General features: G+C 63.1%; 25 protein-coding genes. 15 read left to right on the plus strand and 10 right to left on the minus strand.

Going from position 1 to position 24,339, the window contains the following annotated elements:
• Nucleotide 1: 1 nt before the first annotated feature.
• Both HRU92_RS08965 and HRU92_RS08970 read right to left on the minus strand, forming a co-directional pair.
• Entirely contained in the window at nucleotides 2-838 is an 837-nt protein-coding gene (locus HRU92_RS08965; RefSeq protein ID WP_172123740.1) for an aldo/keto reductase, read from the minus strand.
• 97 nt (nucleotides 839-935) lie between these two features.
• Nucleotides 936-1,229 (minus strand): hypothetical protein, encoded by a 294-nt coding sequence (locus tag HRU92_RS08970; protein ID WP_172123741.1) that lies wholly within the window; start codon nucleotides 1,227-1,229, stop codon nucleotides 936-938.
• Between the two features lie 144 nt (nucleotides 1,230-1,373).
• Between HRU92_RS08970 and HRU92_RS08975 the strand changes: the two genes are divergently transcribed.
• Nucleotides 1,374-1,772, plus strand: a complete 399-nt coding sequence (locus HRU92_RS08975; RefSeq protein ID WP_172123742.1) for a DUF2382 domain-containing protein — start codon at nucleotides 1,374-1,376, stop codon at nucleotides 1,770-1,772.
• The gene (locus HRU92_RS08980; RefSeq protein WP_172123744.1) at nucleotides 1,773-2,789 is read left to right on the plus strand and encodes a YsnF/AvaK domain-containing protein; all 1,017 of its coding nucleotides are present in this window, start codon (nucleotides 1,773-1,775) and stop codon (nucleotides 2,787-2,789) included.
• Between the two features lie 103 nt (nucleotides 2,790-2,892).
• Here the strand turns inward: HRU92_RS08980 and HRU92_RS08985 are convergent, their stop codons facing one another.
• On the minus strand, nucleotides 2,893-3,138 hold the full coding sequence (locus HRU92_RS08985) for a hypothetical protein (protein ID WP_127753673.1): 246 nt from the start codon (nucleotides 3,136-3,138) through the stop codon (nucleotides 2,893-2,895).
• Nucleotides 3,139-3,439: 301 nt separating this feature from the next.
• On the opposite strand from HRU92_RS08985, the gene clpS reads away from it, so the two are divergent.
• Nucleotides 3,440-3,751, plus strand: coding sequence for an ATP-dependent Clp protease adapter ClpS (gene clpS / locus HRU92_RS08990; protein ID WP_127753674.1), 312 nt, complete (start codon nucleotides 3,440-3,442; stop codon nucleotides 3,749-3,751).
• Nucleotides 3,752-3,753: 2 nt separating this feature from the next.
• Complete coding sequence (locus HRU92_RS08995) at nucleotides 3,754-4,035, plus strand: DUF2277 domain-containing protein (protein ID WP_127753675.1); 282 nt, start codon at nucleotides 3,754-3,756, stop codon at nucleotides 4,033-4,035.
• On the opposite strand, the gene HRU92_RS09000 is transcribed toward HRU92_RS08995, so the two are convergent.
• Together HRU92_RS09000 and motA are read right to left on the minus strand one after the other, a co-directional pair.
• Nucleotides 4,032-4,946: a flagellar motor protein MotB gene (locus tag HRU92_RS09000; protein WP_127753676.1), complete on the minus strand. Its 915-nt coding sequence runs from the start codon at nucleotides 4,944-4,946 to the stop codon at nucleotides 4,032-4,034. The genes HRU92_RS08995 and HRU92_RS09000 overlap by 4 nt on opposite strands.
• Nucleotides 4,947-4,958: 12 nt before the next feature.
• Nucleotides 4,959-5,819 (minus strand): flagellar motor stator protein MotA, encoded by an 861-nt coding sequence (gene motA, locus HRU92_RS09005; protein ID WP_127753677.1) that lies wholly within the window; start codon nucleotides 5,817-5,819, stop codon nucleotides 4,959-4,961.
• A gap of 474 nt (nucleotides 5,820-6,293) precedes the next feature.
• Here motA and carB point away from each other — a divergent pair, with 474 nt between their 5' ends.
• The 3 genes from carB to HRU92_RS09020 all read left to right on the plus strand — a co-directional run bounded on the left by carB (nucleotide 6,294) and on the right by HRU92_RS09020 (nucleotide 11,414).
• Nucleotides 6,294-9,605, plus strand: coding sequence for a carbamoyl-phosphate synthase large subunit (gene carB, locus HRU92_RS09010; protein WP_172123746.1), 3,312 nt, complete (start codon nucleotides 6,294-6,296; stop codon nucleotides 9,603-9,605).
• Nucleotides 9,606-9,680: 75 nt separating this feature from the next.
• Nucleotides 9,681-10,448, plus strand: coding sequence for an AAA family ATPase (locus HRU92_RS09015; RefSeq protein ID WP_172123748.1), 768 nt, complete (start codon nucleotides 9,681-9,683; stop codon nucleotides 10,446-10,448).
• A 177-nt stretch (nucleotides 10,449-10,625) separates the two neighbouring features.
• Nucleotides 10,626-11,414, plus strand: coding sequence for a phytanoyl-CoA dioxygenase family protein (locus HRU92_RS09020; protein ID WP_127753680.1), 789 nt, complete (start codon nucleotides 10,626-10,628; stop codon nucleotides 11,412-11,414).
• Between the two features lie 40 nt (nucleotides 11,415-11,454).
• Here the strand turns inward: HRU92_RS09020 and ltaE are convergent, their stop codons facing one another.
• Together ltaE and HRU92_RS09030 are read right to left on the minus strand one after the other, a co-directional pair.
• Entirely contained in the window at nucleotides 11,455-12,474 is a 1,020-nt protein-coding gene (gene ltaE / locus HRU92_RS09025; protein ID WP_172123750.1) for a low-specificity L-threonine aldolase, read from the minus strand.
• Entirely contained in the window at nucleotides 12,471-13,421 is a 951-nt protein-coding gene (locus tag HRU92_RS09030) for a methyltransferase (RefSeq protein WP_248307061.1), read from the minus strand. Before HRU92_RS09030 ends, ltaE begins: the two co-directional genes overlap by 4 nt.
• A 467-nt stretch (nucleotides 13,422-13,888) precedes the next feature.
• Between HRU92_RS09030 and HRU92_RS09035 the strand changes: the two genes are divergently transcribed.
• From HRU92_RS09035 to HRU92_RS09050, 4 genes are all read left to right on the plus strand, one after another.
• Complete coding sequence (locus HRU92_RS09035; protein ID WP_127753682.1) at nucleotides 13,889-14,098, plus strand: cold-shock protein; 210 nt, start codon at nucleotides 13,889-13,891, stop codon at nucleotides 14,096-14,098.
• A 442-nt stretch (nucleotides 14,099-14,540) separates the two neighbouring features.
• Nucleotides 14,541-15,014, plus strand: a complete 474-nt coding sequence (greA, locus tag HRU92_RS09040) for a transcription elongation factor GreA (protein WP_127753683.1) — start codon at nucleotides 14,541-14,543, stop codon at nucleotides 15,012-15,014.
• Between the two features lie 155 nt (nucleotides 15,015-15,169).
• Nucleotides 15,170-16,120, plus strand: coding sequence for a thioredoxin-disulfide reductase (gene trxB / locus HRU92_RS09045; RefSeq protein WP_172123751.1), 951 nt, complete (start codon nucleotides 15,170-15,172; stop codon nucleotides 16,118-16,120).
• 29 nt (nucleotides 16,121-16,149) lie between these two features.
• Nucleotides 16,150-17,046, plus strand: a complete 897-nt coding sequence (locus HRU92_RS09050) for a LysR family transcriptional regulator (RefSeq protein ID WP_172123753.1) — start codon at nucleotides 16,150-16,152, stop codon at nucleotides 17,044-17,046.
• A gap of 874 nt (nucleotides 17,047-17,920) precedes the next feature.
• Here the strand turns inward: HRU92_RS09050 and HRU92_RS09055 are convergent.
• The 3 genes from HRU92_RS09055 to HRU92_RS09065 all read right to left on the minus strand — a co-directional run bounded on the left by HRU92_RS09055 (nucleotide 17,921) and on the right by HRU92_RS09065 (nucleotide 21,243).
• On the minus strand, nucleotides 17,921-19,123 hold the full coding sequence (locus HRU92_RS09055; RefSeq protein WP_172123755.1) for a pyridoxal phosphate-dependent aminotransferase: 1,203 nt from the start codon (nucleotides 19,121-19,123) through the stop codon (nucleotides 17,921-17,923).
• Nucleotides 19,124-19,179: 56 nt separating this feature from the next.
• The gene (locus HRU92_RS09060) at nucleotides 19,180-20,238 is read right to left on the minus strand and encodes a LacI family DNA-binding transcriptional regulator (RefSeq protein WP_172123758.1); all 1,059 of its coding nucleotides are present in this window, start codon (nucleotides 20,236-20,238) and stop codon (nucleotides 19,180-19,182) included.
• Nucleotides 20,239-20,661: 423 nt separating this feature from the next.
• Nucleotides 20,662-21,243 carry an NAD(P)H-dependent oxidoreductase gene (locus HRU92_RS09065; RefSeq protein ID WP_127753688.1) on the minus strand — a complete coding sequence of 194 codons (582 nt, stop codon included), beginning with the start codon at nucleotides 21,241-21,243 and terminating at the stop codon, nucleotides 20,662-20,664.
• A 188-nt stretch (nucleotides 21,244-21,431) separates the two neighbouring features.
• Between HRU92_RS09065 and HRU92_RS09070 the strand changes: the two genes are divergently transcribed.
• The 4 genes from HRU92_RS09070 to HRU92_RS09085 all read left to right on the plus strand — a co-directional run bounded on the left by HRU92_RS09070 (nucleotide 21,432) and on the right by HRU92_RS09085 (nucleotide 24,314).
• Nucleotides 21,432-21,806 (plus strand): helix-turn-helix domain-containing protein, encoded by a 375-nt coding sequence (locus HRU92_RS09070; protein WP_127753689.1) that lies wholly within the window; start codon nucleotides 21,432-21,434, stop codon nucleotides 21,804-21,806.
• A gap of 10 nt (nucleotides 21,807-21,816) precedes the next feature.
• On the plus strand, nucleotides 21,817-22,242 hold the full coding sequence (locus tag HRU92_RS09075; RefSeq protein WP_172123760.1) for a hypothetical protein: 426 nt from the start codon (nucleotides 21,817-21,819) through the stop codon (nucleotides 22,240-22,242).
• 176 nt (nucleotides 22,243-22,418) lie between these two features.
• Entirely contained in the window at nucleotides 22,419-23,279 is an 861-nt protein-coding gene (locus tag HRU92_RS09080) for a Spy/CpxP family protein refolding chaperone (protein ID WP_172123762.1), read from the plus strand.
• Nucleotides 23,280-23,408: 129 nt separating this feature from the next.
• Nucleotides 23,409-24,314, plus strand: coding sequence for a DMT family transporter (locus tag HRU92_RS09085; protein ID WP_172123764.1), 906 nt, complete (start codon nucleotides 23,409-23,411; stop codon nucleotides 24,312-24,314).
• Nucleotides 24,315-24,339: the final 25 nt, after the last annotated feature.

The raw sequence follows: 24,339 nt of genomic DNA on the forward strand, positions 1-24,339 counted from the left end.
CCTACCAGATCGCGTTATTGGTCGCCGGATCGCCACCCGTCTTGCCATCTGGCCGGTCGAGCCCCGCAATCCGCTGCAGGTCTTCCCCGTCCAATTCGAAATCGAACACGTCGATATTAGCCCGGATGCGCTCCGGATGGGTGGACTTGGGAATGACGATAAAGCCTTCCTGGATATGCCACCGCAAAATCGCCTGCGCCGGGCTCTTGCCGTGCTTTTCGGCAATCTCGGCGATTGTGGGGTTCTTGAGCGCCGCCCCGCTGCCGAGCGGGCTATAGCTCTCGATCGCAATGCGGTTCTTCACATGGAAATCCAGCACGTCGCGCTGCTGGTACTCGGGATGCACCTCGATCTGGTTGACCGCCGGGGTCACGCCAGTCTCCCCGATGATTCGCTCCAGATGCTCGGGCAGGAAGTTGGAAACCCCGATGCTCTTGCTCAGGCCTTCTTTTTGCAGCTGCACAAAGGCCTTCCAGGCTTCGGGATACTTGTCCTGCCCCGGCACCGGCCAGTGGATTAAAAACAGATCGAGATAATCGAGCCCGAGCTTTTCGAGGGACCCATGGAAGCTCTTGATCGCTTGATCATAAGCTTGGTCCCGGGTGCGCAGCTTGGAAGTGACAAACAGCTCCTCGCGCGCAATGCCGCTGTCCTTGATGGCGCGTCCCACGCCTTCTTCATTATTATAGCCCTGGGCCGTATCGATAGAGCGATACCCCGCCTGCAAGGCTTCGCTGACCGCTGCCTGCACTTCATTATTGGGCACTTGCCAGACCCCGAAGCCAAGCTGGGGAATGGAATTGCCATCATTGAGGGAAATATTGGGGACGCCGGCCATGCGAAAGCTCCTTGCGCAGGTTCAAACTCCCTGCCCAACGGCTCTCCGCTCCAAGAGTTCAGCGCCTGGGGATGATCTATCACCCAGGAGGCACCAGCTAGCGCTTAGCCTGCGTCGGCACGAGCTTGAGTTGCGGCCGGCGGGACGCATGGAACAGCGTGATTTCGGCTTCGGCTTGCTCGTCGCTTTCGCCCCCAACCAGGCGATACCCGAACCGCTCGGCCAGGGGGCGCAGTTGCTCGACGCACTCAGCCCGCACCCGCCGCTCGATCACCGGCTCGCCAAGAGCCATCAACACAACCGCCGCACCGATCTCTACACCCAGGTCGAACTCATCGTCCCGGCCCGGAAACCGTACCCGCACTCCATCTAGCACCTCGATCTGGCGCATCCACGAACTCCTACTAACACTCGATCATCACTCTGACGTGGTGAAAGCCATGTTAACAAAACCGTGCCCGCCCGGCACTTCACAATTGGGAACCAAGCCTGAATCCGCCCGTTCCCTTGGCCTCGACACAGCGGCGGAACAGCAATGACAGACGCCCAAGATACCCTGCAGGTCGTTGACGAGTTTTCGACCATTCGTAAGCAGGACGTGGTCACCGGCAAGGTCCGGGTTAGCACCAAGACTGAGCTCGTGGAGGACGTGGTTTCGGCCATGCTCGACCGCCAGGATGTTGAAGTGACCCGCGTCCCGCGTGGGATCGAGATCACCGAGGCCCCCCCAATCCGCACCGAAGGGGATACCACCATCATCCCCGTGGTTGAGGAGGTTCTCGTGGTCGAAAAGCGCCTGGTGCTCAAGGAGGAGCTTCATCTGCGCCGTTCTGTATCGCGTGAGCACGTCGAATTACCGATCACCCTGCGCAAGCAGCACGCGGTGGTTGAAAGAAGTGAAACGGACCAACCCAACATCGAAGAGGAACAATAAATGAGCCAGTTTTCCGCAACCGGCGCCGAGCGCACGCTTTCGGCATTTTTTGACTCCCGCAGCGAAGCTGATCGCGCTGTCGAGCGGCTGATTGACGCGGGCATCTCGCGCGACAATGTTCGCCTTATGCCTGGCTACGAAAATGACGAACCCGTGCAGAATCGCGAAGAAACCCACCGCGGCTTCTTTGCCTCGCTGGCTGATTTCTTCATGCCCGACGAGGACCGCTACACCTATGCCGAGGGCCTGAGCCGCGGCGGTTATCTGGTGACGGTCAGCGATCTGGATTCAACGAACCACGATACCGCTCTCGACATCCTGGATGACGAAGGGGCCATCGATCTGGACGAGCGCGAGGAAAGCTGGCGCACGGAAGGCTGGACCGGTTACACGACCGATTATTCCGGCACTGCCCGCCGCGCCGCCGACTCCACCAACAGCTCCGGCGGCACTCTGGGTGCAGGCACCACCAGCGGCAGCACGCTGGGCGCGAGCGGCGTAGGCGCCACCACCACCTCTGACATTGCCGGCTCGACTGGCAGCGCGGGCTACGCCTCGGCCAGCCAGGGCCAGACAACCTCCACCTCGGGTGCCGGATATACCGATCGCACCACTTCCGAGTTCGGCACCGATGAAGTGATCCCGGTGGTTGAGGAAGAACTGCGCGTTGGCAAGCGCGACGTCAATCTGGGTCGGGTCCGCGTCCGCTCCTATGTTCGCGAGGAACCCGTCAGCGCCAATGTGAACCTGTATGAGGAGCGCGTGACCATCGAGCGTCGCCCCGTGGATCGTGCTTTGGGCGCCGGCGACGCCGCCTTCCAGGATCGCACCATCGAGGCCGAGGAGCACGCCGAAGAAGCTGTGGTCGACAAGCAGGCTCGCGTTACCGAGGAAATCTCCCTGCGCAAGGAGGGAGCCAGCCGCGAGGAAACCATCAGCGACACCGTGCGCAAGACCGAAGTGGAAGTCGAGGACGACCGCAATACCGGCCTCGGCGACCGCAAGACCAGCATCTAGCCCAGGGCTTGATGCCTATATCGGCCCCGCTCTTTGGAGCGGGGCTTTTTCATGCCTGCCGCTCTCCGGGCCGCTCCGCCACCGGCGGCAGCCCGGTAGTGGGTTAGCCCTGCGCGCGCGCCAGTGGATAACCTTCCGCATAATACAGATCACGAATATCGCTGCCTTCGAAGCGCTGCTCGTCGACTTCGAGCAACGAGCCGCGCAGCAATTCCGCTGGCATCTCTTCGATGGCGTAGCGTAGCGCCTCGGCGGCCGAAGTGAAGCGCTGGTAACGCACCTGGCGAGATTTGTAGAAGCTCTTGCTGGGGTAAAGTTCGGCCGCGGCATTGTAGTTGAAACTGGACATGGGCACCTGCCTGGGGATCAAGATGGACGGGCAGCACGGGCTCAAAAGCGGGGCGCTGCGGGGAGTCGCAAGTCTCGGGGATCGCCAAGCAACCGGCAGGACCGGGAGGATCAGGTAGCCAATTGGCCGAAAACATACCGCTCATATATGCTCTTCCGCAGGGCTAATTACAAGGCGGCGCCCTTGGCCGCGCCTTTGCCTTAGGTCTGCAGCCCTTGCCCAGCGCCCCTCCTGCTCTGCCAGCAGATGTGCTAGAATTTGGCGGCGCTCCAGGCACCATCACCACCAGGGAGGCTTGCTCATGGCTGGAACCAACACCGACTCAAAGCCTCGCGTCGAGACGCGCCAGAAAACTGCCCGCCCGCCCTTGCACAAGGTCATCCTCGTCAATGACGATTTCACGCCGCGCGAATTCGTCGTGCGGCTGCTCAAGGCCGAATTCCGCGTGCCCGAAGCTCAGGCCCTTGGCATCATGCTGACGGCCCACACCAAGGGGTCGTGCGTGGTTGCCGTGTTCACCAAGGAGATCGCCGAGGAAAAAGCCAACCGGGCCACCGAAACGGCGCGCAGCAAGGGCTACCCGCTGCTGTTCACCACCGAGCCGGAGGAATAAACATGTGCCGCAACATCAAGCCGCTGTTCAATTTCGAGCCGCCCGCGAGCGGCAACGAGATCCACGACGCCGCGCTCCAGTTCGTGCGCAAGGTCTCGGGCTTTACGGCACCATCAAAGGCTAACGAGGCCGCCTTCCATGAGGCCGTCGAAGCCATCGAGCGCAATCTGCGCCACCTACTGCAGTCGCTCGAAACCGCCGCCCCGCCCAAGGATCGGGAGATCGAAGCCGCCAAGGCGCGCGCTCGCAATCGCGAGCGCTACGGCAGCGCTTCAGCCAACTAGAAGCTTAAGCCGGCCGGCACCGGCGGGGCTTGGTTGAGCACGACGATTTTGATCCGCTCATTGGCTGCCTGATAGGGGTCGTTGGGAAAGAACGGATCGGCACTCGCCCTGCCGCTCACAGCGCTCACCCGGTCATCGGAGAGCCCGAACTCGCCCAACAGCCCCCGCACCACATTGGCCCGATCGCTCGAAAGCTCCCAGGAGCCATAGCGCGGATTGACATATGTGCCACCCGCCGCCGTGTGGCCCGAGATCGTGATCTGGCTCGAAAGCTTCTGCAAAATCGGCCCTAGCGCAGCAATCGCCTGGCGCGCCGGCTCGGTGGGGTATTTCGATCCTTCGGGGAACATGGGCGTCCCTTCCTGGTCGATGATCTGGATGTCGAGGCCGTCCTCGGTCGCTTCCACCAGCAGATTATCGGCGATCTCCGTGATATCGGGCAGCGCCTGCCAGGCCTGGCGGATGCTGGCCGCAGCGCTGTGAAAGGCCTGGACTGTGTTCAAGTCCTTGGGCGCAACGCCAGTGGTAGTTTCGGTTGCGCCGGTCTCGCCCTTGATCCCCTCGGTTCCCGCTTCCTGGCTGCCCGCGCGCGTGCTTGCGGGGGAAGTAGCCGCCTCCTGCTGGTCCTTGAGCGAAGTGCCGGCCATCTTGGCGCCAGCGGCGTCAAGCGCCGTGCCCCCCAGTAAGCCCCCCGCCCCGCTCGTCGTCGGCGCAATGCTCGGCGGGGCGAAATAATCCGCCAGGCCTTCCTTCTGCTCCGGCGTCGTCATGCTGATCAGCCAGAGCAGCAAGAAGAACGCCATCATGGCCGTCACGAAATCGGCATAGGCGATCTTCCAAGCCCCGCCATGATGGGCGTGGGCCGCCTTCTTGACCTTCTTGATGATGATGGGCTGATTATACTGGGCCATGGCGTTCTACTCTTATGCCGCGGCCAGGTTTGCCGTTGCCGCATCGACCTCTTCAAAACTCGGGCGGTCTTCCGACAGCAGCGCCTTGCGCGCAAATTCGATCGCCATCACCGGCACCTGCCCCGATATATGGGCGAGCAGGCCGACCTTGAGCGACAGGAAGTATTTCGATTCCGCCTGGTAGATATTGTTGAGCGACTGGGCGAAGGGCGCAAAGAACCCATAGGCGACGAACACGCCAAAGAACGTGCCCACCAGCGCGCCGCCGATCATGTGGCCCAAAACTTCGGGCGGCTCGCTGATCGCGCCCATCGTGTGGATCACGCCCAGCACCGCCGCCACGATCCCGAGCGCCGGCGTACCATCGGCCAGCGCCTGCATGGCGCCCACGATCCGATATTGCTCCTGATGGTGGGTCTCCAGCTCCTCATCCATCAGGGCTTCCATCTCATGGACATTATTGGACCCGAGCGTCACCATGCGCAGATAGTCGCACACGAACTCCACCGCATGGTGGTTGTTGGCAAAGGTCGGGAAACGCTTGAACAGCTCCGATTCATGCGGGTTTTCGATATGCGGCTCGAGCGCCAGGATGCCCTTGGCCTGCACCAGCTTGAACAGCGTGAACTGCATGCCCAGCAGCTCGACATAAGCGGCCTTGTTGTATTTTGGGCCTTTGAACAGCGTCGCAAAAGCCCCCAGCGTGCCCTTGATCACCGGCCCGGTATTGCCGATCACGAAGGCCCCGATCGCGGCCCCCAGGATGATGATGAATTCAAACGGCTGCCACAACACCGCAAAATGTCCGCCCACGCCGGCATAGCCGCCCATGACGCAGCCGACCACGATCAGAATACCGACAAGAAGGCGCATGCAGCATACACTCGCTTTGAAGGCCGCCCTCGCGCCGCGAACTTTGCCGCTGCTGCCGGATCTGCCCACTTGAACTCACGGGCGCCGCGATCCTGGCTCCCCAGCCGCACTATTGGCCAAGTCCACTTAACATGCCGTGTATTTGCCGCATTTGCGCAACACCGCAGCCAAACCCCAGCGGCAGCGCAGTTTTTACCAGGCCCGGGCAAGGCGCCCCGCGTCAGTTCCCCGCGTTATGCAGAGCTGCCACCCCCTTCCCTTTCCCCACCATCTCGGCTAGACAGCCCACCTAACCACCATGTCTGGAATCTGACCCCGCGCGCGCAGCGCTGCCGCCGCGCGAGTTTGCCACGAGACAGGTGCTGTCCGGGCGATTCCCTCCTTCTCGCCGGGCTCTCGGAGCGTTGCCGAAAAAGTGGTTCTCACTTTTGCTCGGCAGCGCGCCACTACGACGTGAACAGTTGAGCGAGCACCATGCCAAAACGTACCGATATCAAATCGATCCTCATCATCGGTGCCGGCCCGATCATCATCGGCCAGGCCTGCGAGTTCGACTATTCAGGCACCCAGGCCTGCAAGGCGCTCAAGGAAGAGGGCTACCGGATCATCCTGGTCAACTCCAATCCGGCCACGATCATGACCGACCCGGATTTGGCTGACGCGACCTATATGGAGCCGATCACCCCCGAAGTGGTCGCCAAGATCATCGAAAAAGAGCGCCCCGATGCGCTCCTGCCCACCATGGGCGGCCAGACCGCCCTCAATTGCGCGCTCTCGCTGCGCAAGATGGGCGTGCTCGAAAAGTTCGGCGTCGAGATGATCGGCGCCACCGCCGAGGCCATCGACAAGGCCGAGGACCGTGAACTCTTCCGCGACGCCATGAAGAAAATCGGGCTCGAAACCCCGCGCTCCATGCTGGCGCACAACACCATCGAAGCGTTGCAGGCGCTCGAAGTGATTGGCCTTCCCGCCATCATCCGCCCGTCCTTTACCCTGGGCGGCACCGGTGGCGGCATTGCTTATAACCGCGAAGAATATCTCGCCATCGTCGAGTCCGGCGTCGACGCCTCGCCCACCAACGAAGTGCTGGTCGAAGAATCGGTGCTCGGCTGGAAAGAATACGAGATGGAGGTTGTCCGCGACAAAAAGGACAACTGCATCATCATCTGCTCGATCGAGAACATCGATCCCATGGGCGTGCATACCGGCGACTCCATCACCGTCGCCCCGGCCCTGACCCTGACCGACAAGGAATACCAGATCATGCGCGACGCCTCGCTGGCGGTGCTGCGCGAGATCGGTGTGGAAACCGGCGGCTCCAACGTTCAGTTCGGCATCAACCCGGCTGACGGCCGCATGGTTGTCATCGAGATGAACCCGCGCGTGTCGCGCTCCTCCGCCCTCGCCTCCAAGGCGACCGGCTTCCCCATTGCCAAGGTCGCGGCGCGCCTCGCCGTCGGCTACACGCTCGATGAGCTCGACAACGACATCACCGGCGGCGCGACCCCGGCGTCCTTTGAGCCCACCATCGACTATGTCGTCACCAAGATCCCGCGCTTTGCCTTTGAGAAATTCCCCGGCGCCGACAACCGCCTGACCACCTCGATGAAGTCGGTTGGCGAGGCCATGGCCATCGGCCGCACCTTCCAGGAATCGCTGCAAAAGGCGCTGCGCTCGCTCGAAACCGGCCTCACGGGCCTCAACGAGATCGGCATTCCCGGTCTTGGCGAAGGCGAAGACAAGAACGCCATCAAGGCCGCTCTCGGCACGCCAACGCCCAACCGGCTCCTCCATGTCGCCGAAGCCATGCGCCTTGGCACCAGCCTTGAGGACATTCACGCCGCCTGCAAGATCGATCCCTGGTTCCTCGAGCAGATGCAGGGGATCGTGGATACCGAAGCCAAGGTCAAGCAGTTCGGCCTGCCCAAGGACGCTGCGACCCTGCGCTCGCTCAAGGCCATGGGCTTTTCCGATGCGCGGCTCGCTCAACTCGCCGGCGTAAAAACCACGGACGTGCGCAAGCTGCGCCAGTCACTTGCCGTGCGCCCGGTCTACAAGCGCATCGACACTTCGGCCGCCGAGTTCGCCTCCCCAACCGCCTATATGTACTCGACCTATGAGGCACCCTTTGCCGGCGAGCCCGCCGACGAAGCCCGTCCCACCGACCGCAAGAAGGTCGTCATCCTTGGCGGCGGTCCCAACCGCATCGGCCAAGGCATCGAGTTCGATTATTGCTGCTGCCATGCCGCCTTCGCGCTCGGTGAGGCCGGCTACGAGACCATCATGGTCAACTGCAATCCCGAAACCGTCTCGACCGACTACGACACCTCCGACCGGCTCTATTTCGAGCCGCTGACCGAAGAAGACGTCATCGAGATCCTGCTCACCGAAAAGCAGAACGGCACGCTCCATGGCGTGATCGTGCAGTTCGGCGGCCAGACCCCGCTCAACCTCGCTGAAGCCGTGCTCAAGGCTGGCGTACCCATTCTCGGCACCCAGCCCGACGCCATCGATCTGGCCGAAGACCGCGACCTCTTCTCCAAACTCCTCAACAAGCTCGAATTGACTCAACCCAAGAACGGCATCGCCTATAGCCTTGAACAGGCTCGCCTTGTTGCCGAGCGCCTGGGCTACCCGCTGGTGATCCGCCCTTCCTATGTGCTGGGCGGCCGCGCCATGGCGATCGTCCATTCCGCCAGCGAATTCGAGCGCTATGTGCAGGATACCCTGACCGGTCTTGTGCCGCCCGATATCCTGCAGCGCTACCCCAATGACCGCACCGGCCAGATCAACTCGGTGCTGTCCGACAACCCGCTGCTGTTTGATGCCTACCTGTCCGGCGCCACCGAAATCGACGTCGACGCCCTTTGCGATGGCAAGGATGTCTTTGTTGCCGGCATCATGGAGCACATCGAGGAAGCGGGCATCCACTCGGGCGACTCCGCCTGCTCGCTGCCGCCGCAAAATCTCTCCCCCGAGATCATGGACGAGCTCAAGCGGCAGACCCGCGAACTCGCCTTTGCCCTCAAGGTGGGCGGCCTGATGAACGTGCAATATGCCCTCAAGGACGGTGTCATCTACCTCCTCGAAGTCAATCCGCGCGCCTCTCGCACCGTGCCCTTCGTGGCCAAGGTGATCGGCCAGCCCATTGCCAAGATCGCCTCGCGCATCATGGCCGGTGAAAGCCTGGCGAGCTTCAATCTCCAGGAAAAGACCTTCAAGCACATCGCCGTCAAGGAAGCCGTGTTCCCCTTCAGCCGCTTCCCGGGCGTCGATACCGTGCTCGGGCCGGAGATGAAGTCGACCGGCGAAGTGATTGGCCTCGACTACGATTTCGCCATGGCTTTCGCCAAGTCGCAGATGGGTGCGGGCTCCAAGGTCCCCACCAGCGGCGCCGCCTTCATCTCGGTGCGCGATGACGACAAGGAGTTGATCATCGACACCGCCCGCCATCTCGAGCAGGCTGGCTTCACTATCCTCGCTACCGGCGGCACCCAGCGCTATCTGGTGGAAAACGGCATTGCCGCCACCAAGATCAACAAGGTGCTCGAAGGGCGCCCGCATATTGTGGATCTGATGAAGAATGGCGGCGTGCAGCTGGTGATCAACACCACGGATGGCATGAAGTCGATCTCCGACAGCCGCGACATCCGCCGCACCGCGCTTTATGCCAAGATCCCCTATTACACCACGATCGATGGGGCGATGGCGGCCGTGCAGGGTATCCTCGCTTATCGCGACGGCAACCTTCAGGTCCGCCCGCTGCAGGACTACTTCGCCCACTAGATCGGCTGGGAGCCAAAGTTTCGCCATCTGGCGAAGCTTTCCTGCCCATCCAACCAAAGCTCAAGGGAGGCGGTCTTGGCCCGTCAAAGCCGGCAAACCCGCCTCCCCGCTCCCTTCCTCAAGCGCTTGTGGCGACTCCCCGATTGGGGTACCCACTCCGGCTATCCCTTCAACCTCCCCTGGTTGCAGGATCCCGACTGGAGCCTTGAGTTCACCACTCCCATCACCATCATCGTGGGCGAAAACGGCACCGGCAAATCCACCCTCGTGGAAGCCATCGCGGCCCTCAGCGGCTATGATGAAGCGGGCGGCGGCAAGGGCTATATGCCGGTCGACCATTCCAGCGCCCTCGACCGCAGCGGCGCCCTCCTCACCGACGTGCTGCGCGCCTCCTGGCTCCCCAAGGTCACCAATGGCTGGTTCTTTCGCGCCGAGTCGTTTTATTCCGTCGCCCGCTATCTCGATGCCGCAGCCATCGACGCCGGTGGCGCAGCCCCGGACTACCTGTCGCAAAGCCATGGCGAGGGCTTTGTTGATTTCTTTGAAAGCCGCATGACCCGCCAGGGCATCTATTTCCTCGACGAACCTGAAAGCGCCCTCTCGCCCCAGCGCCAGCGCGAACTGCTGCGCCTGCTCCATCGCCTGGGCCAGAACGCCACCGCCCAGATCATCATGGCCACCCACTCGCCCCTGCTGATGGCGCTCCCCGGCGCCACCCTCCTCGAAATCACCCGCGACGGCCTTGCCCCGGTGCGGCTCGCCGATACCCGCCACTTCCGGCTTTACCGTGATTTCACCGCCGACCCCAAGGGTTGGATCGCCGAAGTGCTCGAAGACCTCTAGCCTGGCGCCCGCTTGCACTCGGCGCCGCTTTTGCTATCCTTGGCTCACCATGATGATGATCCTGTCCAACAAGTTCGCCGTGTTCCTGCGCGCCTGATCGGCGCCTCCTGAGGCACACACTGGCGGCCCAGCCGCCTCCAGGCCGCCGTGCGGCCACGCGAACTCATGGACATCTCAATGCCCGAAACTTCCAACGCGCTCACACCAGCGCAGATCACGGCTTTCATCACCGACGGCTTTGTGCGGATCGATAATGCCTTTCCCGCCGACCTCGCCGCCGGGGCCCGAGCCATCCTCTGGGCCGCCACCGGCTGCAATCCCGATGATCCCGCTACCTGGACCAAACCGGTAATCCGGCTCGGCGAGTTCTCCCAGCCGCCGTTCCGCGAAGCCGTCAACACGCCAACACTGAGGGCCGCCTATAACCAGCTCGTCGGCCCCGGTCGCTGGTTGCCACGGGGCGGCCTCGGCACCTTCCCGGTCCGCTTCCCCAATCCCCAGGATGAGGGCGACACCGGCTGGCACATCGATGCGAGCTTTGGCGACGACAACCCGGACTTCCTCGAATGGCGCGCCAACATCAACTCGCGCGGCCGTGCGCTCTTGATGTTGTTCCTGTTCTCCGATGTCGGGGCGGACGATGCCCCCACCCGCATTCGCCCGGGCTCGCATCTCGAAGTCGCCCGTTATCTGGCTCCGGCTGGGGAAGACGGACGCAGCTTGCGCGACATGCTGACGGACCGGCCTGACTGGTTCGACACCGGTCGCGAGGCCCTCGCCACAGGTCCCGCGGGCACGGTTTATCTGTGCCACCCGTTCCTCGTCCACGCCGCCCAGATCCACCGCGGCAAAACGGTCAAGTTCATGGCCCAGCCGCCACTCCTGCCCGCCGAACCCCTCCAGCTCGAGCGGGCAGACAACAACTACTCCCCGGTGGAAAGGGCCATCCGCCTGGCCCTGGGGTGAAAATCAAAGGGGCGGCGGCTTGTGCTCCCGCCCCTACGTCTCAGCCCCCGAAAAACTCGCGCACCCCCGCCAAAGCGCCGTCCACGGCTTCGTCGTCGATATCCAGATGCGTCACCCAGCGCTGCTGCCCATATTGCCCACCGACCGCAATGCCGCGCTCCCCCAGGAACTGCGTCATCGCCTTTTCGAGCTCGGCATCAGCCTTCACGAAGACGATATTGGTGTCCGGCATCGGCACACTGAGGTCCGCAAAACTCGCAAGCCCCTCTGCCAGCTGCTTGGCCCGGCGATGATCCTCGGCCAGCCGCTCCACATTGTGCTCCAGCGCATAAAGCCCCGCCGCCGCTAGAATGCCGGCCTGCCGCATCCCGCCGCCCAGCATCTTGCGATTGCGCCGCGCTTTCTCGATCAGCGTGCCGGTTCCCACCAGCACTGACCCAACCGGCGTGCCCAACCCTTTGGACAGGCAAATCGACACCGTATCGAACGGTGCGGCAAACTCCGAGATCTCGATCCCCAGCGCCACGCAGGCATTGAACGCCCGCGCGCCATCAAGATGTAACCCCAGCTCGCGCTCGCGCGCCAGCTCGGCCACCTCATCCATATAAGCGAGCGGCAGCACCCGGCCGCCAAAGGTGTTTTCGAGCGCAATCACCCGGGTGCGGGCAAAATGCATGTCGTCAGTCTTGATGGCTGCCGCGATGTCATGGAGCGCCATCGTCCCATCAGGCTGGTGGGCAATGGGCTGGGGCTGGATCGAGCCCAGCACGGCCGCCCCGCCCGCTTCGAACATGTAGCAATGCGCGTTTTGCCCCGCGATGAACTCGTCGCCGCGCCCGCAATGGCTCATCAAGGCAAGCAGGTTAGACATTGTCCCCGACGGCACGAACAGCGCCGCTTCCTTGCCCAGCAGCGCTGCCATCCGCTGCTCGAGGTGCTGCACGGTCGGGTCATCGCCATAAACATCGTCCCCCACTTCCGCCGCCGCCATCGCCGCCCTCATACCGGGGGAAGGACGGGTCACCGTGTCGGAGCGGAAATCATAACGCAGCGTATTCATGCTTCATCCTCAAGCTGGGCCGGATCGGGCTTTTGCGCCACCACCAGCATACCGGCAATTGGCGCGCCGCGGTCTTGGCGCAGAGTCGCGGTCTCAAACTGACACACATGCAGGCCCGCATCGGCAAGGGCCACCCGCGTTGCCGCAACCCCATGCGCATAGCGGAGCGACGGGCGCAAGAACATCGGCTCCTCGCCCTCATGCGCCTCGAGCGAAAAGGCCAGCAGCCCACCCGGCTTGAGTGCTCCCACCATGGCGTTGAGCACCGGGGGCAGCGCGCCGCAATAAATCAGCACATCGGCCGCGGTGATCAGATCGGCCTCGATTGGCCGGCGCTGGAGGAACCGGACAAGCTCGTCCTTTTCCAGCTGATCATAAATGTTCTTGCGCCGGGCTGTCGCGACCATGGCAGCGGAAAGATCGACCCCGTCGAGCCGCTCGACCTTGCCTCGCAGCCGCTCGCCCATCAGGCCCGTGCCACAGCCAAGGTCCAGCGCCAGGGTCCAGCGCCCGATCCCCTGCCGCGCCATCTCCTGCTCGATCATTGCATCGAGCAGTTCGGGCACCTGGTAGCCAAGCTTGCCCACCAGCGACGCCTCGAACCGCGGCGCATATTGATCAAACAGCGCTTCCACATAGCTCACTGCCGTCCCCGCGGCTGCGACCGCGGCACCATGGGCCGAAAGCTTGAGGGCGGTGCCGAACACCCCCTCGTCGTCCAGCGCTTCGAGGTGCCGCCAGGCCGAAATGGCCCCGCTCACATCGCCCGCCTTCTCGCAGTAGGTGCCCAGCAGGTCCCAGCCCCCGGCCCAATCGGGCGCCAGTTCCAGGGTTTGCGCCATCACCTCTGCAGCTGCGTGGTGATCGCCTTCTTCGGATAGGAGTCGTGCGAAACCGGCACGTCGGTCGGCGATCATGTCGCCCGAACTCTGGAACGCCTTGGTCAAGCGTATACGATCTCTGAATGGAGGTGATGGAGGGCGGATGTGACGGATTTCTTGACGAAAAGCAAGAACACGCTTTGCGCAAAAGGGTTACATTGGGATGCATTTGAGCTAACATCTTTTCATCGCCTGCAGCTTTTTGCTGCTGTCGAGCATTGGGTCCCTTACGGAGCCGTCTTCAGTTCCCGCCTTGGCAGCGCGCAAGTCTATGCCAAGCACTAGAGCCATGTTGCTCCTGCCCTAGCCAAAACGAATGTTTGGCCGGGTGCTTCGGCACGATCATTCGCTGTATTGAACCCCCCATTGTTTAGAGCTAAGCTCCCCTCATCGAATAAAGCGGCCGACTGATCTGATCATGCGAATACCATTCGCTCCTGCTGACGTCATTATCCGACAATTCGATTCAACCAAGTCTTGGTCGCTGTGACCAAGGCCGCCTACAGCAGCGACTGCACGAGGGAACGCGCATCATGGCAACTGGCACCGTAAAGTGGTTCAACGGTCAAAAGGGCTACGGCTTCATCCAGCCCGACGAAGGCGGGACCGATGTCTTCGTCCATATCTCGGCGGTTCAGCGCTCCGGCCTGAACGGTCTGGATGAGGGCCAGAAGATTACCTACGAGATCGTCAAGGACAAACGCACCGGCAAATCCGCCGCCGACAATCTCGTCGCCTCCTGACCTCAACAATCCCCCAACCGATAGGAAGCGCATCCCACCGGATGCGCTTTTTTGTTGCGGCTTTGCGCTGAGACCCAAACCCAACAGCCGCCATCCCTGGGCGCTGGGCTTTTGCCGACGGGCGCAACCCCTCGCTTATCCGCACCTTCCCCGAGCGGCGCGCGCGAATGCTAGCCGGCAGCGCGACGCCCAGGTGCAAACAGCCCAATAATGACGGAAGAACATCGTGTTGCGGAAAGACGGCGCATTGGCAAACCTCCTCTTGACACCAGGGCGGAGCTTGAACGCACGTGTGGACACCCCATGTTCTTGAGCGTCACCCGCTTGACCGCAACGCGTCTGGCGGGCAATTTGAACCATCTTCCCCGAAAACTAGTCGTGAAGCGGATGCCGAACGGGTTTTGGCTGGAAGACACCTGCATTTGCCCTGGAGGCGATACGAATGGACAAGATCCCGATGACGGTGGCTGGTCACAAGGCCCTCACCGTTGAATATGAGCACCGCACTGCCAATGAGCGCCGTCGCATCATCGACGCCATCTCCGAAGCGCGCGCCCATGGCGATCTCTCCGAAAATGCCGAATATTCGGCTGCCAAGGAACAGCAGAGCCTGAACGAAGGGCGTATCCAGGAGCTTGAATCGATCCTGGCGCTGGCCGACATCATCGATGTCTCCAAGCTCTCGGGCTCCACCGTCAAGTTTGGTGCCACCGTCACCTATGTCGACGAGGACACCGAAGAGGAAAAGACCTATCAGATCGTGGGCGATCCAGAGGCCGATGCCTCGGGTGGCCGCATCTCCATTTCCTCGCCCATCGCCAAGGCGATGATCGGCAAATCCGTCGGCGATTCGTTTGAAGTGGCGGCCCCTGGTGGCTCGCGCTCCTATGAAATCCTGAAAATCCGCTACAGCTAAGCCTGTTTAGCGAGCAAAGGCTGGTGCAGGCTGTGCTTTTTCGGTGCACAGCCCCAGCTGAATTGCCCCCGCCGTGTTGGCGGCCTTGAAACCGCCCGCACTTCGGCCTTTAACTGAGGCCAAGGGAGGCCTCGTACTCTGGGGAGAGCGTTGCGATGCACGCTAAAGTCATCATCATCGGTTCGGGTCCGGCCGGCTACACCGCTGCAATCTACGCGGCGCGCGCCATGCTGGAGCCCGTGATGATCCAGGGCATCCAGCCCGGTGGCCAGCTCACCATCACCACTGATGTTGAAAACTATCCCGGCTTTGCCGACGTCATCCAGGGCCCCTGGCTCATGGACCAGATGCGCGCGCAGGCCGAGCATGTCGGCACGCGCATCGTCAACGACGTGATCACCTCCGTCGATTTCGACCGCCGCCCCTTTGTGCTCCACAGCGACAGCGGCACGACCTACACCGCCGACAGCGTCATCATCTGCACCGGCGCCCAAGCCAAGTGGCTCGGCTTGCCCTCCGAGCAGAAATTCCAGGGCTTTGGCGTTTCCGCCTGCGCCACCTGCGATGGCTTTTTCTATCGCAACAAGGAAGTGGTCGTAGTCGGGGGTGGCAACACCGCAGTCGAGGAAGCGCTCTTCCTCACCAACTTCGCCTCCAAGGTCATTCTCGTGCATCGCCGCAGCGAGTTCCGGGCCGAGCGCATCCTGCAGGATCGCTTGTTCAAGAACCCCAAGATCGAAGTACGCTGGAACACCGAGATCGACGAAGTCCATGGCAGCGCCATGCCCCCTTCGGTCAACGCGGTGACCCTGCGCGACCTCAAGACCGGCCGCACCTATTCCCAGCCGATCGACGGCGTGTTCGTCGCCATCGGCCATTCGCCCGCGACCTCGATCTTTGCCGGCAAGCTCGACATGAAGCCGGGCGGCTATCTGCAGGTCCAGCCCGGCACGACCCAGACCAACATCCCCGGCGTGTTTGCCGCCGGCGATGTCACCGACGACGTTTATCGCCAGGCCATCACTGCAGCGGGGATGGGCTGCATGGCCGCGCTCGATGCCGAACGGTTCCTGGCCGAACACGAACTCGCCGAAGCGGCGGAGTAGACCACCCACTAAGAAGAAAGCACTGTGTAATGCTCGACTGGGACAAGCTCCGGATTTTTCATACCGCCGCAGAGTCGGGCAGTTTTACCCACGCCGCCGAAAAACTGGGAATGAGCCAATCGGCCGTCAGCCGCCAGATTTCGGCCCTCGAAGACGATCTTGGGCTTAAACTCTTTATCCGCCATGCCCGCGGCCTCGTGCTGACCGAAGTCGGCGAGCAGCTGTTCCGCACCGCCCACCGCATGCACTGGGAACTCCAGCAGGTGGAAACCCAGATGTCCGAATCCCAGGACGAGCCCACCGGCCCGCTGATCGTCACCACCACCGTGGGCATCGGCTCCACCTGGCTGTCCTCGCGCATCAACGAGTTCATCCGCCTGTATCCGCTGATCCAGCTCGAGATCCGTCTAAACGACGCCGAGCTCGATCTGGCCATGCGCGAAGCCGACGTCGCCATTCGCCTGCATCGTCCCAATCAGTCCGAGATGATCCAGCGCAAGCTGTTCACCGTGCATAACCACTTCTATGCCACGCCTGAGTATCTGAGCGAATTCGGCACCCCTAACAGCCCCGAGCAGCTCGACGATCACCGCATCATCAGCTTCGGCGAGCCCGTGCCGTCCTACCTGCCCGAACTCAACTTCCTCGAGCGCATGGGCCGCAGCGATTCCAGCCCGCGCCGTGCGGTGCTCAAGGTCAATTCGATCTACGGGATGCTCCAGGCTTGCCAGGCCAGCATCGGCATCGCCATGCTGCCTGACTATGTCACCGAGCAGGAAGACGGCGGCCTCGTCCAGGTTTTGCCCGAAATCGAGCTACCGGCCTATGAAGCATACTTTGTTTACCCTCCCGCGCTGAAGAACTCCAAGCGCGTTGGCGTCTTCCGCGACTTCATCGTCGGCAAAGCGCGCGAGTGGAGCTTTTAGCGGGCGAACGCGTTCACTGTCGGATGCGCCTTCCAAATACCCATCGCTGGGCGGACCTGCCCCGCCAGCGACACGGTCTGGGCCCCTACCCATCTAACGCCCTGTCAGTCCCAAATATTCCCGCGGAATGACGCTGCGCGCCCAGCGCAACAATCGCGAATCTTTCTGCAGCACGCCGGGCGCTTCCGGCTCCAAAACCCACAATTGTGATCGTGTAGCGCCTGCATGTGGCGCATGGCTGGCATGACCCATAGCGCATTGCTGGCGGGCCGGCTCTCCCTCATATTGAACCTGTCGCTGAGGCGCCCTCCGAATCCTCCTCCCTCGGACCCCGCATCGCGACGCCGGATTTGGATCGATTCTCCTCCCTCGATCCCGGTCCATCGGTGAAGCGCTTTCCTCCTCCCTTGCGCTTCGCCATCACTATCGATTTGGCTTCGGCCCTATCATCAGCCCCATCTTCGGATGGGGCTTTTTTTTCGCCTGTTCCGGCGGGTTGCAACGCCGAGCAATGCGCCTGCTTATTTAGTGGACACATTGTCGCTGTGCCTAACGCATAGCTCCTATTCGCTCTTCCGCGTTGCACTAACTGATCGGGCTATCTATATACGTCCTTGTCGCTGCGACGCCGTCCGTTTCCTCCTCCCTCGGACCTGCGTTGCCCGACACCGGGTTCAAGCCGTATCCTCCTCCCTCGGCTTGGGTCCACCCGGTCCGGCGCATCTCCTCCTCCCTTGCGCGGGACCATTACTAGCGATTTGGCTTCGGCCCTATCCATGGCCCCATCTTCGGATGGGGCCCTTTTTTTTGCCCCACCCGCTTCGTTGATCGCTAGGGCGCCAGCACTGGCCGGCACCCCCACAACTCTTTTGGTCTAGCGTACTGCGGCGCAGAACTGCTGCACGCGCGCCACCGCTTCGCGCAGTTGCGCATCCGCCGCCGCATAGCTCAGCCGGAAATGCCCGGGCAGCCCGAACGCGGCCCCATGCACCAGCGCCACCCCCGTTTCGGCCAGGAGCGCCAAGACGAAGTCCTCGTCCGTTTCGAGCTTGGTGCCGCCGCCGCTGGTGCGCCCCAGCAATTCAGCGCAGGAGGGGAACACGTAAAACGCGCCTTCCGGCACCAAGCACTCGACACCCGCGGCCGCGTTCAGCCCCTCGACCACAAGGTCGCGCCGCGCCTGGAACGCCGCCCGCCAGTCTTTGAGAAACTCCTGCGGCCCATTCAGCGCCGCCACCGCCGCCCATTGCGAAATCGAGCAGGCATTGGTGGTGGATTGGCTTTGCAGCTTGGTCATCGCCGCCAGCAGCGGCTTGGGCCCGGTGCAATAGCCGATGCGCCAGCCCGTCATCGCGTGCGATTTGCTGACGCCATTCATAGTCAGCGTGCGCTCGCGCAGCGCCGGCTCCACCTGGGCAATGGTCGCGAACTGGCGCCCGTCATAAACCAGTGGCTCATAGATGTCGTCGGTCAGGATCATCACCTGCGGATGGCGCAGCAGCACCTGCGCCAGCGCCCGCAATTCTTCGGCCGAATAGGCTGCGCCCGTTGGGTTGGACGGGGTATTGAGGATCAACCATTTCGTGCGGGGCGAAATCGCCTGTTCCAGCACTTCGGGCTTGAGCTTGAAGCCGGTCGAGGCATCGGCCCGCGCCAGCACGGGCTCGGCGCCGCAAAATCGGGTGATTTCGGGATAGCTCACCCAGAACGGCACCGGCACCACCACTTCGTCGCCGGGGTTCAGCGTCGCCATCAGGGCATTGAAAATGATCTGCTTGCCGCCCGAGCCCACAAAGCACTCATCGGCCCGAACATCGAGCCCGTTGTCGCGCCGGAATTTTGCCGCCACTGCTTCCTTGAGCTCGGCGATCCCATCCACATTGGTGTAGCGCGTCTTGCCCTCATTGATGGCGCGGATCCCGGCTTCGCGCACGTGCAGCGGGGTGTCGAAATCGGGCTCCCCCGCCGAAAGGGCAATCACGTCCTTGCCCGCGGCCACCATGTCGCGCGCTTTTTGCGTGATGGCCACCGTGGCCGAAGGCGCCACCCGGTCCAATGCATCCGACAACAGTTTCATCGATCATCTCCACATCTGTGGGATGTGATACTGGCCCGTTCGGGCACCGGCAAGCGCTATGGCGGCGGCGCTCCCGTGGAGCCGCGGACCACCAGCGACAGCGGAACCACCTGGCGCTCCACCGGCCCGTCGAGGATCGCCGCCACGGCCCGATGGGCAATATCCGCCAGCGGTTGCTGCACCGTAGTCAGCGGCGGCTGCGCCGCGGCGCTTTCAGGCACGCCATCAAAACCCACCACCGAAACATCCTCAGGCACGCGCAGCCCGCGCTCGCGTAGCCAGTCCAAAGCGAGAATGGCAATCCGGTCCGACATGCACAGCAAGGCCGTTGGTTTGGTCGCCCCGGTGAACACTGCCTCCAGCGCCGCCCATACGCTGGCCGGCTCATTGCGGGTTTCATGCACCGGCACGTCAGCGCGGGCAATGCCGGTACCGTCCAGGACCTGCCAATAGCCCAGCATACGGTCGCGCGAGGTGGAATAAATTGCCGCGGCGATCTCCGCCTCCCCTACCGGGCCCGCATGTCCCTCTTTGAGCTCGGTGCTCAGCACCGCAAAGCGCCGGTGGCCTAGTTCCACCAGGTGCTGCGCCGCCATCGCCGCGCCGGCAATATTGTCGATCCCGATCGCAGGGATGGAGTCGTCGCCTGTTCCCAGCGCCAGCGCCACGAAAGGCAGGTCCCGCTTGCGCGTCAGCGCCACCAGTTCGTGCCCGCCCTCCACACACAGCAGCACAAATCCGTCCACTAAAGCCGTTTCGATGTTCCAGGCCAACTTTTCCCGGTTCACCGCCGAAACCAGCGCCATGCCGGCGCCGCGCCGATCGCAGATTTCGGACATCTCCGCGAGCAGGCTGCGGGCCCACGGATCCTCAAAGAAATATGACAGCGGCTCAACCGCAGCGACCCCGATGGCATTGACCTTGCCCGCCCGCAGCAGCCGCCCCTTCAGGCTCGGTCCGCCATAGCCCAACTCCTTGGCAACGGCTTGCACGCGCTCGCGCACCTCTTGCCGGACGAGTTCAGGTCGGCTGAACACATTGGATGCCGTGCCCTGCGACACACCGGCGGCCGCCGCTACATCCCTCAGTTTTATGGTGACCGGCGGTTTGACCACGAAGAACTCCTTCCCTCACCACTAGCAAAAAAGATGTATCGGTTCAAATCGGGTTGACGCCGGCAATCGCAATGCTAATTTGAACCGATTCAACCCGCACTCACGTCCTCGGGTTGAACCGATTCAAGGAGTAGTGCGATAATGATCCCTCCAAGCTATCTCTTCAAATCAGTTTACTTCGATGAGTGGGAACGCCCCGCCCCTGTCGCGGCGGCTAAGCCGGCGCATTTGGGCGGTGGTGATGGCTGGCACCGGCGGGCAACAACCTGGCTCGCCAGTGCGGGCCGCCTTGCCCTGGGTTTCCGCCCTCCGCCGGTCACGCGGGGCGACCCCTGCGCCGAAGGGCCGGCCTTCGGTCACTAGCCACAAGCTTGGGGAGCGACCCGCCCCCCAAGCCCCATGCCTTGGTCCAGCGGCCCCGGCTTATGCCTGCGCCTGTGCCTCGCGCATATTCTTGAGCCCCACGGCCCATTTATGCAGCTCATTGAACATCAGGCCGGCGCCTTGCACCATTGGCTCATTGGGTCGGAACACGCCGTCCTCGCCCAGGAAATTGGCGGTAAACGGGATCGGCACGGACTGGCTGAGCGCCACGACATTGAGATTGCTCAACAGCTGGCGCAGCACCTGGCTGGCCCGCAGGCCGGCCGACACGCCGCCATAGCTGACGATGCCTGCGGGCTTTCCCGTCCATTCCTTTGACAGATACTGGATGGCATTGACCACCGAAGCTGGGGGGAAATAATCATATTCGGGGGTCACGAACACAAAGGCGTCCCCCTCCCCGACGGTCTTGCTCCAGCGCTTGGTGTGCTCATGCTCGTATTGCTGCAGCATGGGGTGCTTGGGTTCATCAAACAGCGGCAGTCCCACCTCGGCCAGATCAACCAGTTCGATGTCGAACTTGCCCTGCTCCCTGGCAAAGTCCTCCACCCAGCGGGCAACGGTTGGGCCGACGCGGCCGGGCCGGGTGCTGGCAATTATGATCTTGAGTTGGAGAGCCATTCGGAGTTTCTTTCATGAAGCAAAAAGCAGGATCGGGCCCGCCACGCTGGCGTTCCGGCTCCGACCGCTGTTGTGGTCAATTGGATGTATCTTTTGGAAACCCAGGTTTCCTTGGGATACCAACCTGTCGTATATGAGAGTGAGCAGCCGACACAAGACGGCACCTGCAAGATACCGAGGTCACTTCCATGAGACCGTCCTACCTCAGTCACAGCCATCCCCACTGCGCCGCCACCCGCGACATCCTCACCATCATTGGCAGCAAATGGGCGGTGCTCGTCGTGGCCCTGCTGCAGGAGCGCCCTAAGCGCTTTTCCGAACTCAAGCGCGAGATCGGCGACATCACCCAGAAGTCGCTCACCTCGGTGCTGCGCGAACTCGAAAAGAACGGCATCGTCGAGCGGGTCGTGACCCCCACCGTGCCCCCGCGGGTTGACTACAGTCTGACCCGATTGGGTCAGTCCTTGCTCGGTCCGATCGGGGCCTTGGGCCTGTGGGCGGCCGAGCATCACGAAACCGTGTTGCACGCCCGCGCCCGCTACGAAGCTCCCACTGCCGCCTAAGCTCGCAGCCTTGCAGTCCCGCCAAGCCGGCTTTTCGGCGTTCCGTCGGCAGCGCTTCGTGACGCTGCCCGCCACAATCGAACCGCATTGGGGTGACACTTCTGCGCTGCTCGATAGCTTCAAGGAAGATGCGACCCCCATGCGTGAATCTACACCTGCCCCGCGCAAACGCTTCAGGCTCTACGCTTTCGCCTCTGGCATGTTTCTGGTTCTGGGAGGCGCAGCTGCGGTCCTTGCCGGCATCACCCCTGCCACTGCCGCCACTCTCGCCCAGGAACCCGACACCCAGATCGCCGTCTTCATGGTGCCGCTGACGCTCCTGGTTCTCGCCATTCTGGTTGAAGTTACCCGCGTTGCCCTGCGGGGCAACCTGCCCGCCGAAGCGCCGGCCCGGATCAAGCCCAGCCGCCTGCCTCCCGCGCCGCCCCGGCGCTGAACCACCTCAGATTTGCTGCCAAATTGCCGGCCCTAGGGGCCGGCTTTTTGTTGCCCCGGCTCCGCCCACCTTACCAACCTTGCCAAGCTTTCACCTTCCCGCAAGGTTCTGCCCACGGCACTTGCTCTATCATCTGGCCAGCCGAAACCTCCGGCCAGACACCAGGGAGCAATCCGATGAACAAGATTTCCGCCGCGGCTCTCGCGGTCCTTCTCACCGCGACCACGGGCCTTGCGGCCACCGGCCCCGCCTTGGCCCAGCCTGGGAAGCCTCCTATGGGCTATCAGTCCGGCGGCGATGACAACTGCAACTGGCAGCGGGGCGACGGCTACAGCCGCGGCGGCTGGCACGGCCAGCGCAACAGCGGCTGGGACGGTCAGCATGGCGGTCGCCGCGGCGGCGGCATGGGTGGCGGCATGGACGGCCCTTCCGACCGCAACGACGGCCCCGGCATGCGCCAGAACGGCCGCCAGTTGGGCAACAGCATGACCGGCCTGTTCAACTTCCAAAGGGGCGCCGAAGCCATCGAACTGGCGCTTGTGCGGATTAGCCACCGGCTCAATCTCACCGCCGAACAGCGCCCGCTGTTTGAGCAGATGCGCACCGCGGTCATGGACGCCGTCCGCAAATATGTTGACGACACTGCGCAGGTTCGCGCCGAGCGCTCCACCCCCACGGCTCCCCTCACCATCCCCGACCTGCTGCAGCGCCGGATCGTGCTCGACAATGCCCAGCTCGAGGCGCTCACCAGCGTTGTTCCTTCGGTCACTGCATTTTACGAAAGCCTCACCCCCGAGCAGCAGGCGCTGCTGACGCCGCCCCAACGCGGCCAGCGCGGCGGCGGCAATTGGGGTGGGCAAGGCAACAATCAGCCGGACCAGTCGGACTCGCAGCCGCCCCCTGATCAACCAGCCCAGCCGCCCGTCGATCAGCCCGCCGCACCGCCCCCAACCGATCAGCCGGGCGCCGCACCCGCCGCACCGCCCAGCCAGCCTCCCGCCCCGCCGCCCAGCCCGGCTCCCGCTATCCGGGGCTAACCACACCCGCGGTGCCGCGCCTTTCTCCTCGGGGAGGCGCGGCGCCGCATTTGCCCCGGCCCCGATTGGCCGGGGTTTAATTTCGACCGGCCTTGCTCTAGCTATAGCTGGCAGCTGACCGGAACCACCATGACCCGCGCCACCGCCACCCTCTGCCTTCTGCTCGCCACTGCTCTTTGGGGCTTTGGCTTCATCGCTCAAAAGCACGCCATGCTCTCCATGGGCCCGCTCAGCTTCACCGGCGTGCGTTTCATCATCGGCGGCGCCCTCCTCCTGCCGCTCGCCCTGCGCGAGCGCCGCACCAAATCCGCAACTCTTTCGCGCCGCGACTGGCTCTTTGTCGCCGCCATGACCCTCGTCTTTTTCATCGGCAGCTGGCTGCAACAGGTGGGCCTGGCCAGCACCACCGTCACCAATGGCGGCTTTCTCACCGGCCTTTACGTGCTGTTCGTGCCGCTGATCGCCTTCCTCGTCTTTCGCACTCAGCCCCATCCTCTGGTGCTGATCGGCGTCGCCCTCGCCTTGGTCGGCATCTACCTGCTCAACGGCGCCCGCCTTGACCGGCTCAATATCGGCGACGCGCTGATCGTGCTTTGCGCCGTGTTCTGGGCCATCCATGTGCTCATGCTCGGCGCCATCGCCAGCCGCACCGGCCTGCCCCTCGCCATCACCTGCGGCACCTTTATCCTTGCCGGTCTTGGCGCGATCCTGCTCGCCTTCGTCTTTGAAGCCCCCACCCTCGCCCAGATCAGCGAGCAGTGGCTCGCCGTCGCCTACGCCGGCATTGGCTCCACCGCCATCGGCTTCACCCTCCAGGCCGTCGCCCAGCAATATGTCCCCGCCACCAATGCCGCGCTGGTGCTGTCCTCCGAAGCCCTGTTCGCCGCCCTCGGCGCTGCGCTGCTGCTTGGCGAGCGCCTCCTGCCCATCGGCTATGTCGGAGCGCTCGTGATCTTCCTTGCTATTCTCCTCGGCGAGGTGTTGCCGCCCATCCTCCTGCGCCGCCGCGCCCGCACGCAAGCCGTCACCACCTAGCCCAACAACCGAGCATAACGGCGCC

Origin of the sequence: Devosia sp. 1635, from assembly GCF_013185955.1 — a bacterium.
Lineage (GTDB): Bacteria > Pseudomonadota > Alphaproteobacteria > Rhizobiales > Devosiaceae > Devosia.

Excerpts from the sequence above, each read along its gene's own strand:
- HRU92_RS08965 (WP_172123740.1), bottom strand. The coding sequence starts at position 838 with ATGGCCGGCGTCCCCAATATTTCCCTCAATGATGGCAATTCCATTCCC.
- HRU92_RS08970 (WP_172123741.1), bottom strand. The coding sequence starts at position 1,229 with ATGCGCCAGATCGAGGTGCTAGATGGAGTGCGGGTACGGTTTCCGGGC.
- HRU92_RS08975 (WP_172123742.1), top strand. The coding sequence starts at position 1,374 with ATGACAGACGCCCAAGATACCCTGCAGGTCGTTGACGAGTTTTCGACC.
- HRU92_RS08980 (WP_172123744.1), top strand. The coding sequence starts at position 1,773 with ATGAGCCAGTTTTCCGCAACCGGCGCCGAGCGCACGCTTTCGGCATTT.
- HRU92_RS08985 (WP_127753673.1), bottom strand. The coding sequence starts at position 3,138 with ATGTCCAGTTTCAACTACAATGCCGCGGCCGAACTTTACCCCAGCAAG.
- clpS (WP_127753674.1), top strand. The coding sequence starts at position 3,440 with ATGGCTGGAACCAACACCGACTCAAAGCCTCGCGTCGAGACGCGCCAG.
- HRU92_RS08995 (WP_127753675.1), top strand. The coding sequence starts at position 3,754 with ATGTGCCGCAACATCAAGCCGCTGTTCAATTTCGAGCCGCCCGCGAGC.
- HRU92_RS09000 (WP_127753676.1), bottom strand. The coding sequence starts at position 4,946 with ATGGCCCAGTATAATCAGCCCATCATCATCAAGAAGGTCAAGAAGGCG.
- motA (WP_127753677.1), bottom strand. The coding sequence starts at position 5,819 with ATGCGCCTTCTTGTCGGTATTCTGATCGTGGTCGGCTGCGTCATGGGC.
- carB (WP_172123746.1), top strand. The coding sequence starts at position 6,294 with ATGCCAAAACGTACCGATATCAAATCGATCCTCATCATCGGTGCCGGC.
- HRU92_RS09020 (WP_127753680.1), top strand. The coding sequence starts at position 10,626 with ATGCCCGAAACTTCCAACGCGCTCACACCAGCGCAGATCACGGCTTTC.
- ltaE (WP_172123750.1), bottom strand. The coding sequence starts at position 12,474 with ATGAATACGCTGCGTTATGATTTCCGCTCCGACACGGTGACCCGTCCT.
- HRU92_RS09035 (WP_127753682.1), top strand. The coding sequence starts at position 13,889 with ATGGCAACTGGCACCGTAAAGTGGTTCAACGGTCAAAAGGGCTACGGC.
- greA (WP_127753683.1), top strand. The coding sequence starts at position 14,541 with ATGGACAAGATCCCGATGACGGTGGCTGGTCACAAGGCCCTCACCGTT.
- trxB (WP_172123751.1), top strand. The coding sequence starts at position 15,170 with ATGCACGCTAAAGTCATCATCATCGGTTCGGGTCCGGCCGGCTACACC.
- HRU92_RS09050 (WP_172123753.1), top strand. The coding sequence starts at position 16,150 with ATGCTCGACTGGGACAAGCTCCGGATTTTTCATACCGCCGCAGAGTCG.
- HRU92_RS09055 (WP_172123755.1), bottom strand. The coding sequence starts at position 19,123 with ATGAAACTGTTGTCGGATGCATTGGACCGGGTGGCGCCTTCGGCCACG.
- HRU92_RS09065 (WP_127753688.1), bottom strand. The coding sequence starts at position 21,243 with ATGGCTCTCCAACTCAAGATCATAATTGCCAGCACCCGGCCCGGCCGC.
- HRU92_RS09070 (WP_127753689.1), top strand. The coding sequence starts at position 21,432 with ATGAGACCGTCCTACCTCAGTCACAGCCATCCCCACTGCGCCGCCACC.
- HRU92_RS09080 (WP_172123762.1), top strand. The coding sequence starts at position 22,419 with ATGAACAAGATTTCCGCCGCGGCTCTCGCGGTCCTTCTCACCGCGACC.
- HRU92_RS09085 (WP_172123764.1), top strand. The coding sequence starts at position 23,409 with ATGACCCGCGCCACCGCCACCCTCTGCCTTCTGCTCGCCACTGCTCTT.